At 29.7% G+C, this 16,280-nt stretch carries 21 protein-coding genes and 3 tRNA genes; 8 read left to right on the top strand and 16 right to left on the bottom strand.

The window, feature by feature from the left end:
* Positions 1-43: 43 nt before the first annotated feature.
* From AC5SLW_RS00415 to AC5SLW_RS00405, 3 genes are read right to left on the bottom strand one after another with little or no spacing between them, the layout of a single operon-like run.
* Positions 44-1,471, bottom strand: a complete 1,428-nt coding sequence (locus tag AC5SLW_RS00415; protein ID WP_494574092.1) for an exonuclease domain-containing protein — start codon at positions 1,469-1,471, stop codon at positions 44-46.
* A 1-nt stretch (position 1,472) separates the two neighbouring features.
* On the bottom strand, positions 1,473-2,162 hold the full coding sequence (locus AC5SLW_RS00410; protein ID WP_041185804.1) for a hypothetical protein: 690 nt from the start codon (positions 2,160-2,162) through the stop codon (positions 1,473-1,475).
* Between the two features lie 37 nt (positions 2,163-2,199).
* On the bottom strand, positions 2,200-3,297 hold the full coding sequence (locus tag AC5SLW_RS00405) for a DNA recombination protein RmuC (protein ID WP_494575193.1): 1,098 nt from the start codon (positions 3,295-3,297) through the stop codon (positions 2,200-2,202).
* Positions 3,298-3,361: 64 nt separating this feature from the next.
* Here AC5SLW_RS00405 and AC5SLW_RS00400 point away from each other — a divergent pair, with 64 nt between their 5' ends.
* Entirely contained in the window at positions 3,362-3,493 is a 132-nt protein-coding gene (locus AC5SLW_RS00400; protein ID WP_269077266.1) for a hypothetical protein, read from the top strand.
* On the opposite strand, the gene hisG is transcribed toward AC5SLW_RS00400, so the two are convergent.
* The 12 genes from hisG to AC5SLW_RS00340 form a co-directional block, all read right to left on the bottom strand.
* Positions 3,479-4,168 carry an ATP phosphoribosyltransferase gene (gene hisG, locus AC5SLW_RS00395; RefSeq protein ID WP_011281740.1) on the bottom strand — a complete coding sequence of 230 codons (690 nt, stop codon included), beginning with the start codon at positions 4,166-4,168 and terminating at the stop codon, positions 3,479-3,481. The genes AC5SLW_RS00400 and hisG overlap by 15 nt on opposite strands.
* The gene (locus AC5SLW_RS00390; protein ID WP_494575191.1) at positions 4,168-5,220 is read right to left on the bottom strand and encodes an ATP phosphoribosyltransferase regulatory subunit; all 1,053 of its coding nucleotides are present in this window, start codon (positions 5,218-5,220) and stop codon (positions 4,168-4,170) included. Before AC5SLW_RS00390 ends, hisG begins: the two co-directional genes overlap by 1 nt.
* Positions 5,198-6,595 (bottom strand): histidine--tRNA ligase, encoded by a 1,398-nt coding sequence (gene hisS / locus AC5SLW_RS00385; RefSeq protein ID WP_011281738.1) that lies wholly within the window; start codon positions 6,593-6,595, stop codon positions 5,198-5,200. The genes AC5SLW_RS00390 and hisS overlap by 23 nt, the downstream gene beginning before the upstream one ends.
* A 5-nt stretch (positions 6,596-6,600) precedes the next feature.
* A tRNA-His gene (locus tag AC5SLW_RS00380) sits at positions 6,601-6,675 on the bottom strand.
* A 235-nt stretch (positions 6,676-6,910) separates the two neighbouring features.
* Positions 6,911-7,123, bottom strand: coding sequence for a cold-shock protein (locus AC5SLW_RS00375; protein ID WP_006997426.1), 213 nt, complete (start codon positions 7,121-7,123; stop codon positions 6,911-6,913).
* A gap of 88 nt (positions 7,124-7,211) precedes the next feature.
* Positions 7,212-7,287, bottom strand: a tRNA-Phe gene (locus tag AC5SLW_RS00370).
* A gap of 5 nt (positions 7,288-7,292) precedes the next feature.
* On the bottom strand, positions 7,293-7,508 hold the full coding sequence (gene infA, locus AC5SLW_RS00365; protein ID WP_006997427.1) for a translation initiation factor IF-1: 216 nt from the start codon (positions 7,506-7,508) through the stop codon (positions 7,293-7,295).
* Between the two features lie 2 nt (positions 7,509-7,510).
* A complete protein-coding gene (gene hisD, locus AC5SLW_RS00360) occupies positions 7,511-8,797 on the bottom strand; it encodes a histidinol dehydrogenase (protein ID WP_027306790.1) in 1,287 nt (428 codons plus the stop codon).
* The gene (locus tag AC5SLW_RS00355) at positions 8,797-9,192 is read right to left on the bottom strand and encodes a DUF2948 family protein (RefSeq protein ID WP_006997429.1); all 396 of its coding nucleotides are present in this window, start codon (positions 9,190-9,192) and stop codon (positions 8,797-8,799) included. Before AC5SLW_RS00355 ends, hisD begins: the two co-directional genes overlap by 1 nt.
* Entirely contained in the window at positions 9,192-10,445 is a 1,254-nt protein-coding gene (gene murA / locus AC5SLW_RS00350; RefSeq protein WP_271745978.1) for a UDP-N-acetylglucosamine 1-carboxyvinyltransferase, read from the bottom strand. Before murA ends, AC5SLW_RS00355 begins: the two co-directional genes overlap by 1 nt.
* A 2-nt stretch (positions 10,446-10,447) precedes the next feature.
* Complete coding sequence (gene dcd / locus AC5SLW_RS00345; protein ID WP_006997431.1) at positions 10,448-11,005, bottom strand: dCTP deaminase; 558 nt, start codon at positions 11,003-11,005, stop codon at positions 10,448-10,450.
* 100 nt (positions 11,006-11,105) lie between these two features.
* A complete protein-coding gene (locus AC5SLW_RS00340) occupies positions 11,106-11,303 on the bottom strand; it encodes a hypothetical protein (RefSeq protein ID WP_006997433.1) in 198 nt (65 codons plus the stop codon).
* 101 nt (positions 11,304-11,404) lie between these two features.
* Here AC5SLW_RS00340 and AC5SLW_RS00335 point away from each other — a divergent pair.
* A tRNA-Thr gene (locus tag AC5SLW_RS00335) sits at positions 11,405-11,478 on the top strand.
* Between the two features lie 2 nt (positions 11,479-11,480).
* Here the strand turns inward: AC5SLW_RS00335 and AC5SLW_RS00330 are convergent.
* Positions 11,481-12,200, bottom strand: a complete 720-nt coding sequence (locus AC5SLW_RS00330) for a TVP38/TMEM64 family protein (protein WP_011281734.1) — start codon at positions 12,198-12,200, stop codon at positions 11,481-11,483.
* A gap of 92 nt (positions 12,201-12,292) precedes the next feature.
* Here AC5SLW_RS00330 and rpmH point away from each other — a divergent pair, with 92 nt between their 5' ends.
* From rpmH to AC5SLW_RS00300, 6 genes are read left to right on the top strand one after another with little or no spacing between them, the layout of a single operon-like run.
* The gene (rpmH, locus tag AC5SLW_RS00325; RefSeq protein WP_006997435.1) at positions 12,293-12,457 is read left to right on the top strand and encodes a 50S ribosomal protein L34; all 165 of its coding nucleotides are present in this window, start codon (positions 12,293-12,295) and stop codon (positions 12,455-12,457) included.
* A gap of 10 nt (positions 12,458-12,467) precedes the next feature.
* On the top strand, positions 12,468-12,812 hold the full coding sequence (rnpA, locus tag AC5SLW_RS00320) for a ribonuclease P protein component (RefSeq protein ID WP_011281733.1): 345 nt from the start codon (positions 12,468-12,470) through the stop codon (positions 12,810-12,812).
* Entirely contained in the window at positions 12,812-13,063 is a 252-nt protein-coding gene (yidD, locus tag AC5SLW_RS00315; protein ID WP_271480469.1) for a membrane protein insertion efficiency factor YidD, read from the top strand. Before rnpA ends, yidD begins: the two co-directional genes overlap by 1 nt.
* Positions 13,063-14,739 (top strand): membrane protein insertase YidC, encoded by a 1,677-nt coding sequence (gene yidC / locus AC5SLW_RS00310; protein WP_494575187.1) that lies wholly within the window; start codon positions 13,063-13,065, stop codon positions 14,737-14,739. Before yidD ends, yidC begins: the two co-directional genes overlap by 1 nt.
* Positions 14,740-15,606, top strand: a complete 867-nt coding sequence (argB, locus tag AC5SLW_RS00305; RefSeq protein ID WP_494575185.1) for an acetylglutamate kinase — start codon at positions 14,740-14,742, stop codon at positions 15,604-15,606.
* Positions 15,603-16,274 carry a pyrimidine 5'-nucleotidase gene (locus tag AC5SLW_RS00300; protein WP_271480464.1) on the top strand — a complete coding sequence of 224 codons (672 nt, stop codon included), beginning with the start codon at positions 15,603-15,605 and terminating at the stop codon, positions 16,272-16,274. Before argB ends, AC5SLW_RS00300 begins: the two co-directional genes overlap by 4 nt.
* Positions 16,275-16,280 lie beyond the last annotated feature (6 nt).

Below are 16,280 nucleotides of genomic sequence, written 5' to 3'. Positions count from 1 at the left end.
AATATGTAAAAAATGATTTTTTTAGTTAATTAACAGAGACTTATTATGCTTGTTCGTATTTTTTTTGAATACCTTCTACGAACTCATTAATTTCGTCTAGAAACTTCAGCTTTTTCTCATCTTTTTCGTTGGTATATCTATCTCTTAAATTATCACACTCAAAATAAAATTCTTTGCATGTCCACCATTTTTCTTTTTCATCACTTAATATTCTTTCGGCTATTCCACGCTTAATAGTCTTAAACATATCAGGTGGAAGTGTCTCAGGTGATTCTTGATATATTATCTTTTTTCCAAAGCTTACCATTCTCTCGTCTTCAAATTTATCTAATAATATTAATTTATCTTTCCAAGAAGCTGCATGCCATTTTGGAAATAAAGCTGTATCTTTTTGAGGAGTAAATTTTTTATAAATTGTCTCTTCTGCCAGTAAATCAACTTGTGAATCGAATTGTGCTTTTTCTTCAGCTGTTTCTCGTAATGCGGTTAAAACATTTTGAGAAAATCTCTCATTACTGTTTACTAATTTTGCACGCTCTTTAATTAGATCAGGATCAAGATTACTATATGGTTCAACTTGTAGTCCATAACTTGCGTCTAGAATTATAGGAGCTTTATTTGATCGTATAGTTCTTAAAAACTTTAATTTTTTAATAGCACTTTTAAGTTCAGAAATTGACATATCAAATAATGGAATAGGATCAATTTTAAGGTCAAAAGCTTGGCCCCATTGATAGATTGGGTGAATACAATGTTTTGGGTGAAGTGGTGCAACTACAAATCTATAATTTTTACCAAAATGATATTCAGCTAATGTAAACATTTTTTCTGTTTTAAATATTGTTTCTGTATCGCTCTTGTTTGCTGTTCTTAAAAATGTATCCCAAGTTTGAGGCTGATTTTTTTTAATTAATCCTAAAACCTTAACGGTTAGTTCTGCATCAAATAAAGCTGAGTGAGCACCACTTGATTCAAAACCATTCATTCTAGCTAACGATTCTAGTTTCATGACCGCATTCCCTTTTGCATTTATTTCAGTTTTTACAACACTTTCATCTACTGCATGAGCGCCTCTTGCAATGTTTAAACCATCATGTCTTTTGTTAGGAGTTGCGTTAGTGATATAAGGATATCTAATTCCTCTAAAGAATTCATTTCTTATCATTTCATCATCAAAGCCAATATTTGACCAACCCATAAACATTGCTGGGCTCCATTTTTTAAATGTTGCTTCTAACTGAGATAACATTTGGTAGTGACTTAAATTTCCTTTGGTTAATAAATCAACGCTAGTTTTGTTAACTATTAAAGCCATTGCTTGAGGAACTTCTCCTTCTGGCAATCTACATCTAAAATTAAAACGATCTAATTCTTTAAAATTTGGGTCAACTAAAATGCCACCTACTTCAATAATGCTTCCCCATGAAGTATTAGCGCTACTAGATTCGATATCCCATATTGCAAGGTTCATATTAGTTCATATTCCTTTGGTGATAGTATTGTTCGACTTTTTCTAAAAACTTATTTTGATATTCTTCTAGTTTAACACCTTGAATTCTAAAATCTTGGAATAAATTATCAACCGTACATAGCAGGACAATTCCTTGAGTGATATTTGAGTTATGAACAACGTTATGAGCTAATGAATAAGCCCCTAATTGAAGGTAATAGTCCTCAATCCACTCTTCTTTTTTCGGTTTGTTGGACTGTTTAAAATCAATGATAGTTTCTTGTCCCTCGTACACTCCACAAGCATCACATGTACCCGCATATTTTCCTGGATAATATAATGTTGCTTCAGTACCATAAATTTCTGACAATTTTCCTTTTATACCTTGTTCAATAATTTCATCTGCCATTTTTTTGGATTTACTAGCCTCTTCTTCTAATAGCTCTAAATTTAATTGACCTAATAAATATTTTTCTAAATGAGAATGCATCGATGTTCCTCTACTTGAAGCATCATTTTTAATTCTATTAGCTTCAGCAGCGCCCACTCTTGCTTTCCAATTTGCAAGAGATGCTTTTTTTTCTTCACTTTGTGTTGCTTGTAATATGGAAGTTACTGATGGAAGTTTTTCTTGATTTACAGCATACATTCTTGAGCCACTAACCATTGATCTCATAGATTTTGGATAAGTAAATTTATTATTCCACTGCATATAGTTTGTTATAAGGGGTATTGAAGGAAAAATGAAATTAATTTTTGGCTTGTTTTGAATGGTCAACAAATTTTTCTACATTTTCTGTTTGAACAGCTTTATCAACTTGTTCGGGATCTTTAATATTTTCTAGGCTTCTGCTGATCGATCTTGCATCTGTTCCAAACTTATCAACAACAATCATTGCTTCTTCTAATTTTTTTCTAAGAGCAATTATATTATCAAAGTGTTTTCCAAATCTTGAGCTAATTGTTTTTAGATGATCGTAAATTTCAGTTGCGCCCTTTTGAACTTTTAGAGATTGAAAGCCCATGTGTAATGATTGTAAATAAGCAGAAAGAGTATTTGGACCACAGATTACAACTTTATGTTTTTTCATTAATTCTTGAGTTAATAACTCTTTAGTAGTTGGATCTTGGTATTCAGTTAGCTCTTTATATAAACTTTCAGTCGGTGCATAAACTATTGCAAAATCTGTTGTCTTTGGTGGAACAATATATTTTTCATTAACACTTTTAGCTTTAGCTTTAAATGCAGTCGCTAATTTTGCTCTTGCATCTGCAACAGCTCTTTTATCATCCGCGTCATAACCATCGGTAATAGCTTTAAATTTTTCTACTGGAAAGTGAGAATCTACTGGTACTAAAACATCACCCTGAAGCTTAATTGCAAATTCAACATTTTCACTTGTGTCCTCTTTCATCTTAACGTTAGTCATGAATTGAGAAGCAGGTAATAAGTCTTTAATCAGTGCATCTAATGAAAACTCCGCAAGAGTTCCATATTTTTTAACTCCAGCTAAAATTTTTGTTATACCTTCTTGGCTTTTATTTAATAATTCGACCTGACTGTTGAAGTTTCCTACTTTTTCATCAACTTTTGTTAAAGCTTCTGTCATATCTTTAGTCACCCCAGTTGATAGAGCGGTAAATGAAGTCGACATTGAACCAAGTGAAGTATTAATAGTAGTATTTAAGGTATCTTTTAATGAAGTAATTTCTATCTTTAAATTGGCCATCTCTTCAGCTTCTTTATTTTCGCTCTCATCTTTTGGCTTAGATCTTAAGTTCAGATAAAGGATTGCTAAAGCAACTCCTAGTAATAAGACTAAAACTGTTAATAAAATTATGTCCATGATTCTATGAGATATTTTATAGTAAAAATTTGATTTATATATGTAATTATTTAAAACTGTCTCTATGGAATTAATCTTAGTATTAAAAATACTACTTATTACAGGAACTATAGTTACGGCTTATGCAGTACTTAGAAACCTTGATATTATTAAGATTATTTTAATTTACGTTAAGGATACTCTACTTAGAAAGTAGCTTAACTAATTTTTTAACTAGACTATTTTTTAAAGAAGATTTTGAAGCCATCATGCAGGCTTCTGACTTTAAAATTTCGCCATCTTTAAGAATTCTAAGATTATTCGCTCTCAGAGTTTCACCAGATGAAGTAATATCGGTTATAATTTCAGATGACCCTGTAAAAGGATATGCTTCAGTTGCACCTAAACTACTAACTAACTTAAATTGAGTAACTCCTTTTGAAAACAAAAACTCTCTTGTTAAATTAGGATATTTCGTTGCCACTCTTAATCTTTTTTTCTTTTTATCTTTAAATTCAAAAGCAATTTCTTCTAAATCAGCAACTGTTTGAACATCAATCCAAGGGTCTGGGATAGCAACAACCAATGTTGCTTTACCAAATCCATAATTCTTAACAACACTTATCTTTTTTTGAATATTTACTTCACTTTCTTTTAATAAATCAAATCCAGAAAAGCCAAGATCTAAAGAGCCATCTCCAAGTCTTTCAACTATCTCTCTTGCATGAAGATATAATACTTTAACATTATTTAAGTTTTTAATAGATCCTAATAAATCTCTTTCACCTCTTTCTGAGACTAAATTTAATTTATTTTTTTTAAATATCTTTAAGATATCAGCTCTCAATCTACCTTTACTTGGAATTCCAATATTAATAATATTTTTTGTCATTAGTAGTTTAAATTTAAAGCAGCTCCTACTGCTGGAACTTGTTTTTTAGATCCAAGGTCTGAAATTAGTTTGTCGTATCTTCCACCATTGATTACATTAATATTTTTAGATTTAGATTTAATATCGATTTTAAATACCATGCCTGTATAATATTCTAATTGACGCCCAAAAGACGCTGAGAACTCTACATTTAATTTTTGAATTTTATTTAATGAAGTTGGGAAATATTTTTGATCCACAACTAAATTAATTTTATTTTTTTTAAAAAAAATATTAAGGTTTTCAGCAGCTTGTCCTATTGGACAGTTAATTTTTAAAAACTCTTTAATAATTTTTGAAACGTTTTTACCTCTACTAGCTCTTCTTGGATCTTTAATCTTGTTATCAAATCTCTTTAAAATCTCTTCAGTTGATCGTCCAGCAACTATTGTTTGCTGATTATCTTTTAACATTTTTAAATATCTCTTTTTATCAACTTCAACAATCGTTGGGTCTACATCAGAGTTTGTCTCTAATCTTTTTAATAAGTCATTGAAGTATTCTTCTCTCCAAAAATGTCTTGAAAGTCTTAATTTCCATCTTTTTGGGATATCTAGCTTTGAAATTAATAAATTGAAAATCTCAACGTTACCAATTTTTAAAGTTCCTGATGAATATTGTAAATTAGATAGAGATTTTAAGGCTGTATTAATAATTTCCTTATCATCTTTCTTTTCATCTTTAGAGCCAATAATCTCAAAGCCAACTTGGTCTCTAATAATAGAATCTCTTTTATTATTTGATTTTCTATAGGCCTGACCGCTATAAAATATTTTCTCTTTTCCTTTAAGATTATTTTCTAAGTATCTTAAACATGATGCAATAGTTAGATCGGGTCTAAGACAAAGCTCACTACCATTTTGATCAGTAAATGAAAAAATAAACTTTCTAAAATTTTCCCCAGATCGTTGAACGATATGATTGGCCTCAATTACTGAAGGTAAATCAATATATTTAAATCCTTTAGATTTAACCGATCTAAGAATTTTTTCAGATAAATTTTTTGATTTCATTAATTAAATTTTCTTTTGGGAACGTTAACTGATTGTTTTCACCTTTAACTCCTAAAAGGTTTTTTAAAGTAATCGTATTATCTTTAAATTCATTTTCACCACAAATAACAGCTACCGGGCATTGTTTTTTATTTGCGTACGTTAATTGTTTGCCTAAATTTTTTTTACTATCTAAAAATATTTCAGAGTTAATATTATTATCTCTTAAAACTTTTAAAATCTCATAATAATTTTTTAAATACTTTTCGTCCATTACACAAATAATGACTGGTTTTTTTTCATCCACTTCAATTTGATCAAGTTGCATCATTGCAAATAATAATCGGTCAACACCAAAGCTCATTCCAGTTCCTGGAATATCAACTCCCTTAAATCTTGAAATTAATTTATTATATTGTCCACCTGAACAAATACTTCCTATATCAACTTCTTTACCTTTGCTGTTTTTTGCTTTGAAATTTAAATTGGTTTCAACACAAAACCCATCATAATAAGCAAGCCCTCTTACAATTGTAAAGTTTGTCTTTATTTGATCTAAATAATCTCCATAACTTACTATTTCTAATAAATCTTCTAATTCTTTAATTCCTTCTTGAGATAAAGGATTTTTTAAATTTTCTTTTAATTCTTTTAAATCTTTTACTTTTAAGAAATTGATTATTTGTGAAGCTTGATCATCTGTTAAGTTAGCACCCTTTGTAACAGCTCCACTTGCATCTACTCTTTCTTCTTTTAATAAATCTTCAACTCCTCTTAAACCAAAGCCAGGCTTATCTAATTTATCTATTGCTCTCATAACCTTTATCTTCTTATCATCGGATATTTTAAGGTCTTCAATTAAACCTTGAACAATTTTTCTATTACTAATGTTAACAACGAACTGATCTTTTTTTAAACCACAGGCAAGAAGTGTACTTGCAATCAAATTACATAGTTCAGCATTTGCTTGGGCTGGGTTAACGTTACCAACTATATCAGCATCACATTGTAAAAAGCTTCTATAACGAGCATTACCCGCTTTTTCGTTTCTCCAGACATCACCCATTTGATATCTTTTATAAGGTAAGGGTAATTCCTGATTATTTTGAGCAACAAATCTAGCTAGTGGACTTGATAAATCATATCTAAGTGTAATATTTTTCTCCCCATCTTTGAATGAGAATACGTCAGACATAGGATTACTATCATCATCTGCAAGAAATGATCCTATGTTCTCTGAAATTTCAAATGAAGGCGTTTCAAGAGCACCAAAACCAAATTTTACAAAATTAGCTTCAATAGTATTAATTAACTTTTTCTTGAGAATTAATTTTTTGCCCCATCGATCTTCAAATCCTGAGGGTAACCCAGGAATTAGTTTATTTTCTTTATTCATCTTTTTGGTACCCGCGCTTGGAATCGAACCAAATCCTATAGTTCCACAAACTATCGTACTAACCGTTATACTACGCAGGCATTCCTTGTGTTTATATTATTTTTGTGTGGATTTAAAATTATATTATAAATAAATAGCCTAAAGGCTATGGAAACAAAGTCTGTGAGTACTTCTTGAAGTCTCTCTGTATGTAATATTTATAATCATGATCAGTCTTTTAGACAATTAAGAATAATTTTCAACACCTAAATATAAAAGGACGTTAACCTTATTTTTAAGGATTAAACGCCCTTTTAGATTTTTGAAGTTTAAGAACTAGTCTATTTTTTTTAAATTTACAGCTGAAGGGCCTTTCGGGCCATCCTCCATCTCAAATTCTAGTTTATCACCTTCGTTTAAAAAACGCATACCTGCAGTTTTTACTGCTGATGCGTGAACGAATGCATCTTTTTCTTTATCTTCTCTTTCAATAAAGCCAAAACCTTTTTTACCGTTAAACCACTTTACTGTTCCTTTTAGTGTGCTCATTTTTACTCATCCTTTTATTATTTATATAAAAAAGTTATTTTATTTCTTTTATTTTTTCAATAATTTTTTAGATTTTTAAGGGAGGTGGTGGTGGCCCCAACTGGACTCGAACCAGTGACACACGGATTTTCAATCCGATGCTCTACCAACTGAGCTACAGGGCCCCATATTAACCTCTAAAAGTGATACGACCTTTGGTCAAATCGTAAGGTGTCATTTCGACTTGAACCTTATCACCTTGAAGTACTCTAATTCTGTTCTTACGCAATTTGCCTGCAGCATGAGCTGTAACAATATGGCCGTTTTCTAATTTTACTCTAAACATTGCATTTGGTAATAAATCCTCAACAATTCCTGAGAACGACAGCATTTCTTGTTTTGACAAATTTATTTTCTCCTAATTCTTTTTTCTACCGACTTAGCGTGTCCCACTAAACCCTCGTAGTTTGCAAGTGTTATAACTGATGGACCAAGGGTTTCAATCCCTTTTTTTGATAGGTTTATATATGAAATTCTTTTATAAAATTCATTAACACTAACTCCACTTGAATATCTTGCTGAGGAATTGGTTGGCAATACATGATTAGAGCCAACATTATAATCTGTCATTGCCATTACAGCATATTTTCCTAAACAGATAGATCCTGCATTTTTAATCTTACTCACTACCTTTTTATAGTTCTTAGTATTAAGCTCTAAGTGCTCAGGAGCAATTTTATTTACTGTGTTAATAATTTTTTGGTCAGACGGCATATGAATTAAAATTCCATTATTAAGTAGACTATTTTTTGCAATCACTGCTCTAGGCAATTCTTTTAATTGATTGATAATTTCATAATTAACTTTTTTAATAATTGATTTGTCTTTTGAAATTAAAATACATTGAGCAAGGTTATCGTGTTCTGCTTGACCTATTAGATCGCTCGCTATCCATTCAGGATTTGAAAACTTATCACAAACAATTGTCACTTCAGAAGGACCTGCAATCATTCCTTCAATTCCAACATCTCCAAATACTTCTTTTTTTGCTGCAGCTACATAAGAATTTCCAGGGCCAATAATTTTGTCAACTTTTTTGATTTTCTTAGTACCATATGCAACAGCTGCAATAGCAGATGGTCCTCCAATTGAATAAATCTCTTTAATCTTACATTTTTTAGCAGCATATAATACCGCAGGATTTTGTTTACCTTTTTGACCTGGATTAACCATAACTAGTCTTTTCACTCCAGCAACAATTGCAGGTACTGCATTCATTAAAACACTGGAAGGATATGAAGCTGTTGAACCAGGTACATAAATTGCAACTGATTCAATAGGTACGTATTTATACTCTAATTTATTTTTTAGTTTGTCTGTATAAGAAATGTTTTTAAATTTTTGTAATGAATGGAATTTATAAATTCTATCATAAGCAAGATCGATTGCCTTTTTAACTTTTTGATCTAAAGACTGAATAGCTCTATTAATTTGTTTTATGCTTGGGGCAATAATACTATTTTTATTAAATCTCTTTTCATACTTTAAAATAGCTTTATCTCCATTTTTCTTAACATCTTTAATAATTTTAATAACTGAAACTGAATTAAGTTGGACTTTATTTTTTCGTTTAGACAGTAATGCGTCTAAAGTTTTATCAAAGTTTTTATTTTTACTATCTAATATCTTAATCATTAATCAGCTTTGTTTTGGTCATCTAAAGTTACTTCAATTATTTCTGTCGATAATGTAATATATGCATTGTTTGTAAACATTAAGTTTATCTCATAATTGTCATTATTTTTTAAATAATCCATCCCAATTAACTCTAATTTTTCCTCAGGGTCGTTTTGTTTAATATTTTTAGATTTAACTCTATCTACAAATTCAAATTTGCAAATACTAGTAATTTTTTTATCTTGTTCTTCCGTTTCTACTTTAGATCTTTTTAATGATAATAGAAAAACTTTGTTTTTCTGAAGATACTTAATTTCATTAACTTTAACTTCAGCTCCAGAGCAACATGCTGAGATTACTTGTAATCCCTCATTATCTGTAGCTATAATTTTTGATAAATATTTTTTATCCATTAATTAATTCTCTTAATTTTAGCCCCTACTTTTTTTAATTTCTTCTCTATATCTTCATAGCCCCTATCAAGGTGATATATTCTATTAATTACTGATTTTCCTTTAGCTGCAAGAGCTGCAAGAATTAAAGATACAGAGGCTCTTAAATCTGTGGCCATTAATTCTGCTGCTTCAAATTTGATATTTCCTTCTATGCTTGCTTGATTTCCATTAATAGAAATTTTAGCTCCCATTCTATTAAGCTCTGCAACGTGCATAAACCTATTTTCAAATATTTCTTCTTTAATATGAGATCTTTTATTAGCCTTACATAATAATACCATCATTTGTGCCTGCAAATCTGTTGGAAACCCTGGATAAGGAGATGTTTTAATATTTATATTTTTAATCTTTTTACTTCCTTGAATAAGGATTTCATTTTTTTTTAATGTAATTTTTGATCCTACTTTTTTTAAGATATTAATTTCTGTACTTATTATCTTAGGATCAATTCCAGTAATTTTCAAATTTCCTTCAGTTAATGCTGCAGCTATTAAATAAGTTCCAGCCTCTATTCTATCCGGCATTACTGAGTAATCTAATCCTTTAAGATTGTTCACTCCTTCAATTCTAACCGTTCTCTTTGCAGTCCACTTAATATTACACCCCATATTAATTAAAAAATTAACTAAATCTTTAATCTCAGGTTCAATCGCACAATTTGATAAAGTTGTTTTTCCTTTAGCTAAACATGCGGCTATAATTAAATTTTCTGTAGCACCAACTGAAACTTTAGGAAATTTTATATTTGCTCCTATTAATCCTTTGGGTGCATTAGCATGCACATAACCTTGGATAATTTTATATTTAACTCCAAGTTTTGATAGAGCTTGTAAATGAATATCAACAGGTCTTGTCCCTATTGCGCAGCCGCCAGGTAATGAAACTTTTGCTTTACCAAATTTAGCAAGTAATGGTCCTAAAACTAATATTCCTGCTCTCATAGTTTTAACCAAACTATAAGCTGCAAAAGTTTTTGTTTGCTTGGTATTTTTGATAATCAATTCTTTTTTATTATCTTCAATAATTGAACCTAATGACTTTAATAAAAGTATCATTGTTTCAATATCTTTTACCCTTGGGAGGTTTGTTAAAGATATCTTTTTATTTGATAATAATGTTGCAGCTAAAATAGGAAGGGATGCATTTTTAGAACCTGAAATTCTAATTTGTCCCTTGAGCTTTGCTGCCCCAAAGACTTCCAATTTTTTCATGATTATACTTTTGGTAAAGTTACTCCAGTTTGACCCATATATTTTCCTTTACGGTCAGCGTATGAAGTTTCAGGAGACTGATCTCCTTTTAGAAATAAAAATTGTGCAACACCTTCATTTGCATAAATTTTTGCAGGTAGCGGTGTGGTATTAGAAAACTCAAGAGTAACTGTTCCAAAAAACTCAGATTCAATTGGAGTTACATTAACTATGATTCCTGTTCTTGCATATGTGCTCTTACCAACAACAATACACATAATATCTCTTGGTATTTTAAAGACTTCAATAGTAGTTCCAAGAGCGAAAGAATTAGGAGGAATGATAATATAATCAGAGCTTTTTTTGGTTACAAAATTATCTGAACTAAACTCCTTAGGGTCAACGATAGAAGAATTAACATTATGAAATATCTTAAATTCATCTCCTACTCTTGCATCATAGCCAAATGAACTAAGTCCATAAGAAATTTTACCATCCCTGACTTGCTTATCTATAAAAGGAGAAATCATTGACTGCTCAACTGCTAACTTCCTTATAGATTTATCAGAAAGTACTGACATTATTTACTTTTCTTCTTATTTTTTTTTTGAAAAATTTTTCTTTTTTTTAAATTTTTTCTAAGAGCCAGACTTAACTTCTCATTTTTTTCTTTATCATTCATTATTTGTCTGGATTAGTTAAAAAATCTAAAGTGATAGGCTTTGATGCATCTAAAGTTTTCTCTGGTTCTTCTTGAACTTTTGGTCCCTCTTTAGCTTCACGTTTTGCTTTTTTTTCAGCAAGCTTTTTTTCTCTCTTTGCCTGCTTCTCCATAAGCTTATTGCCTTTAGTAGATTTATAATCGTAATGAATGCCCATAAAATTTCCTCCGTAGGTATAAATCATTATATGAAAAAAATTAAGGCAATTTTTTGAAAAAATGATTTATTATAGAAATACTTCAATAAAATAACAAATTAGCCCCTATAGTTAAATGGCATAACATGTCCATGGTAAGGATAAATTTCAAGTTCGATTCTTGGTGGGGGCACCAGATTATTTTTTGTAGAATATTTTTCTAGCAACAATTGCAGCTACTAATAAAGCTCCAAAAGCAATCATTGGAATGTAGATATCTGGTGAATATATCAAATCAATGATTCTAGGAGCTTCTAAGTTTTGTTCTATGATTTTTTCAAGTCCACTTCCAATTGAAACAACTAAAAATAGTGGTGGAGTTAATCCTATTAATGTTGCCCAAAAAAAATTACTCACTCTAACATTAAAAATACAAGGTAACACATTTGATAATGCAAAAGGAATGCCTCCAATAAATCTATAAGCTAAAAGATAAATAAATTCTGATTTTTTAAATTTTACTTCTAGATTTTTAAATCTATTTAAAAACTTTTCTTTAATAATTTCTTTAAAAAAATAATTTCCAATGATGTATAAAATTGTTGCACCAATAGTCATTCCAATTATTAGAATAATCGTTCCAAGCCACTTGCCAAAAATAAACCCTGCTAAGAGTGCAACTGGCAAACCAAATCCAGCCATCACAACCCAAATAATTGTGGCTGTTAAAAATATTAAAGAAATTAAAAATAAATTAGTTTGTTTTAATCCAAAAAAATAATCTCTATTGTTTTTAATAAATTCATAGCTTGTTAATTCTTCAAGGGTGAATTTTGATAAAAAAAAGTATAAAAATGATGAAACAACTAGAAGATAAAATAAACCTAAAGTTATCTTAACTTTTTTTGATTTTTCCATAATTTATTGGTCGTATTATAAAATCTTCTATTTGCTATTTATACATATAATTACTATAAAGGGCGAAATTTAAAAAAACTTAAATAAATCCTATGAAAAGAACATATCAGCCTAAAGTTGGAAAACGTCTTAAGAAGCATGGCTTCAGATCAAAGATGGCAACTAAAGGTGGGAAGAAACTTATTAAGAGAAGACGTGATAAGGGACGTAAAAACCTTACAGTGTCATCTACTCAAAAAAAACCTCAGGGTAAATAGTTCAAAATAAATGAAAAGCAAAATTGTTGCTCTTTCTAAAAACGAAGATTTTAAAAATTTACTTAAGAAAAAAAAAATCTCAAATAAATATATCACTCTCTTTTTTGGTCCTCTTGCAGATAAAGATAATAAAAAACTAAATATTAGCTTTGTAGCTAAAAAAAAACTAATCCGTAGTGCTGTAAAGAGAAATAAAATTAAAAGAAGATTAAGAAATATAATGAACGAAGCTATAAAAAAAGTGTCTATAAACTTTAATTATTCTTACCTTGTGATTGCGAAAATAACTATGCTAAACAATGAATATGCGATAATAAAAGATACTTTATTCCAAGACATAGAAAAGATTAAGTAATGAATATTATATCAAACATTTTAATTGGCCTGATCAAATTTTATAAAATGGTTATTAGCCCCTACTTAACTCCTTCGTGTAGATATCTTCCAACTTGCTCAGAATATACAATTGAATGTTTAAGAACATATGGGCTTGTTAAGGCAATCTCAAAAAGTACTAAAAGAATATTTTCATGTCACCCCATTAAAATGTTGGGTGGTGGTGAAGGATTTGATCCAGTAAATAAAGAATTCAAGGCTAAGAAATAATGGATACTAGAAACGTAATCGCAGCAATATCCTTATCAGCAGCGGTAATTATTTTATACTCTCTTTTTTTTCAGCCTGACCCTGCAACTATTAAAAAAAATCTAGCTGAACAAAATAAAATTGAAAATAATGAAGACACTCCTAGCTTAGATAAAAATGAAAATTTTTCAAAACTTTCAAGAGCAGATGCTTTAAAAGAAAATGATAGAATTCAATTTGAAAATGGAAGTGTTGTTGGGTCAATTTCTTTAAAGGGTGCGGCGATAGATGATCTGACTTTTAAAGAGTACAATATTGAACTTAATAGAAATGAAAAAATAACCTTATTAAGCCCAAGAAATGTTGAAGATGGTTATTTAATTGAAAGTGGCTTTGTAAGCACTAATAAAAATATAGATATACCTGATGCTTCTACCGTCTGGGAAACTACCGGAAATAAAAGGTTAACCAATAATAATCCTATAAAACTAACATGGACTAATACTCAAGGGATTACATTTGAGAAACATATAAGTCTAGATGATCAATTTTTATTTACTGTAAAAGAAAAAATAATTAACTCGTCAGATAAATCTTATAATTTTTACTCCTATGGGCAAATAATTAGAAATAAGATACCAGAGATATCTGGCTTTTATATTTTGCATGAAGGGTTTTTATCTGTACTTGATGATGAATTAATTGAGGAAGATTACGACGATATCCAAGAAAAAAAGTTTACTCAAATCGCACAAGATGGATTTGTTGCTATTTCAGACAAGTTTTGGGTTACATCAGTTATACCACCAAAGGGTAAGGAGTTTAAAACAACTTTTGATTATAAAAATAAATTCAGAGCAAATTACATATCTACCAAAGGTATTGAGGTTAAAGCAAACAGTTCCATTGAAGAAAAAATTCAAATTATAGTTGCTGCTAAAAGAGTAAATGTCATTGATGGTTATGCTGAAAATTTAGATATCAACAAATTTGATCTAGCGATTGATTGGGGCTTTATGTACTTCATCACAAAACCTTTGTTCTTTGTATTAGATTACTTCTTTAAATTACTTGGTAATTACGGTTTAGCAATTATTGCTGTCACTATTTGCATTAGATTGGCATTCTTTCCTCTTGCCAATTTTAGTTTTAAGTCTATGGGAAAAATGAAGTTATTAGCACCTGAAATGGCTCGTCTAAAAGAGTTACACAAGGATGACAAAATGAAATTGCAACAAGCAATGATGGCTCTTTATAAAAAAGAAAAAGTTAATCCAATGAGTGGTTGTCTTCCTATTCTGGTTCAGATTCCTGTTTTCTTTGCGCTATATAAAGTATTATTTGTAACCATTGAAATGAGACACATGCCATTTTATGGATGGATACATGACTTAAGTGATAGAGATCCAACATCTTTATTCAATGTTTTTGGTTTAATTCCTTGGGATCCACCTTCTTTCTTATTAATAGGTGCGTGGCCTATCATTATGGGTATCACAATGTGGATACAGCAGAAACTAAACCCAACGCCACCAGATCCTATACAGGCTAAAATATTTATGTTTTTCCCAGTTTTTTTAACTGTAATTCTTGCACCATTTCCTGCAGGTCTTGTTATCTACTGGAGCTTCAACAACATCTTCACAATGATACAACAATATATTGTTCAAAGAAAAATGACTATCAAAACAACATAAATGTCATCGTTAAGAGAAGAAGAATTAATAAATATCTTACCCAAAGATGGCCCAACAGTTGAAGAAGTAAAAAAATATTTAGAAAAATATAATGATGAATTTATTATCATTAAGTGTGGTGGCAGTGTTTTAGTTGATCCAAAATTATTTAAAGTTTTTATTGAAGATGTAGTCGTTTTAAAAAAACTTGGTTTCAATCCTATAATTGTTCATGGAGGTGGAAAAAGAATTAATAGTAAGCTTTTAGAAGTTAATATTAAAAGCAATTTTATTAACGGACTAAGAGTTACTGATAAAGATACGATCAACATAGTTGAGGATGTATTAATCGAATTTAATAAAGAGATTGTTGAAGCTTTAAACGAGTTAGACAGCAAAGCAAAAAGAATTACCTCAAAAGAAAATAATATAATTACTGTCGTACAAGAAAACAAAGACCTTGGATTTGTGGGAAGGCCTACTGGGATTAACAAAGAGTTCTTAACTGAAATAATAAAAGCAAACAAAGTACCAGTCATTGCACCCTTAGGTGTGGATAAAGATAATCAGACCTTTAATATAAATGCAGATACTACTGCAGGATCGATTGCAATTGAACTAAAAGCTAGAAGATTAATGATTATTAGTGATGTTGAGGGCGTATTAGACAGTGAAAAAAAACTAATCCCTGAAATTAATTCTAAAAAAGCTAATGAATTAATTGATCAAGAAGTAATTTCTGGTGGAATGATACCTAAAATTAAGAATTGTCTAGATGTTGCAAGTAATGGAGTTAAGGCAGTTGTAATAATTGATGGAAGAAAAAATCACTCACTCCTTTTTGAACTATTATCTGATAAAGGTTCAGGAACTTTAATTAGAGAATGAAAAATTTAATTGATACTAAATACTGGCTATTCGACTTAGATAATACTTTGTATTCTGGACAAACAAAGGTTTTTTCTGAAGTTGATAAAAAGATGTCTTCTTTTATTTCAAAGAAATTTAATGTCGATTTAATTAAAGCAAGAGAAATTCAAAAAAAATACTTCTATGAATATGGAACGACATTATCTGGATTAATGAGTCACGATAAAATTGATCCACATGAATTTTTGGAATTTGTTCATGATATTGATATTAGCTGGCTTCCTAAAGATGAGATATTAAGAGAAGAATTAATTAAAATAAAAGAAAAGAAATATATTTTTACTAATGGTTCTCACGCTCATGTTGAAAATGTAACTAAACAACTAGGTATAGATGGTTTGTTTGATGGAGCATTTGATATTGTTGATGCTAATTTTATTCCAAAACCAAAAATTGAACCTTATAAAAAGATAGTAGAAAAATTTGAGCTTGATCCAACAAAATCAATATTAATCGAAGATATCGCTCATAATTTAGAACAAGCGAAAAATTTAGGAATGAAAACTTGTTGGCTTGAGAATGATGAAGTATTTGCAAAAAAAGATGCCGATAAACCATATATTGATTATAAGATTAAGAACTTGCCTTCTTTTCTTCAAGAAATTAATATATTAAAAGCACAATAAAACTAA

Source organism: Candidatus Pelagibacter sp. PS_40, from assembly GCF_059417765.1.
The sequence above is the reverse complement of the archived record's forward strand: the minus strand, read 5'-3'. Positions and strand labels throughout refer to the sequence as shown.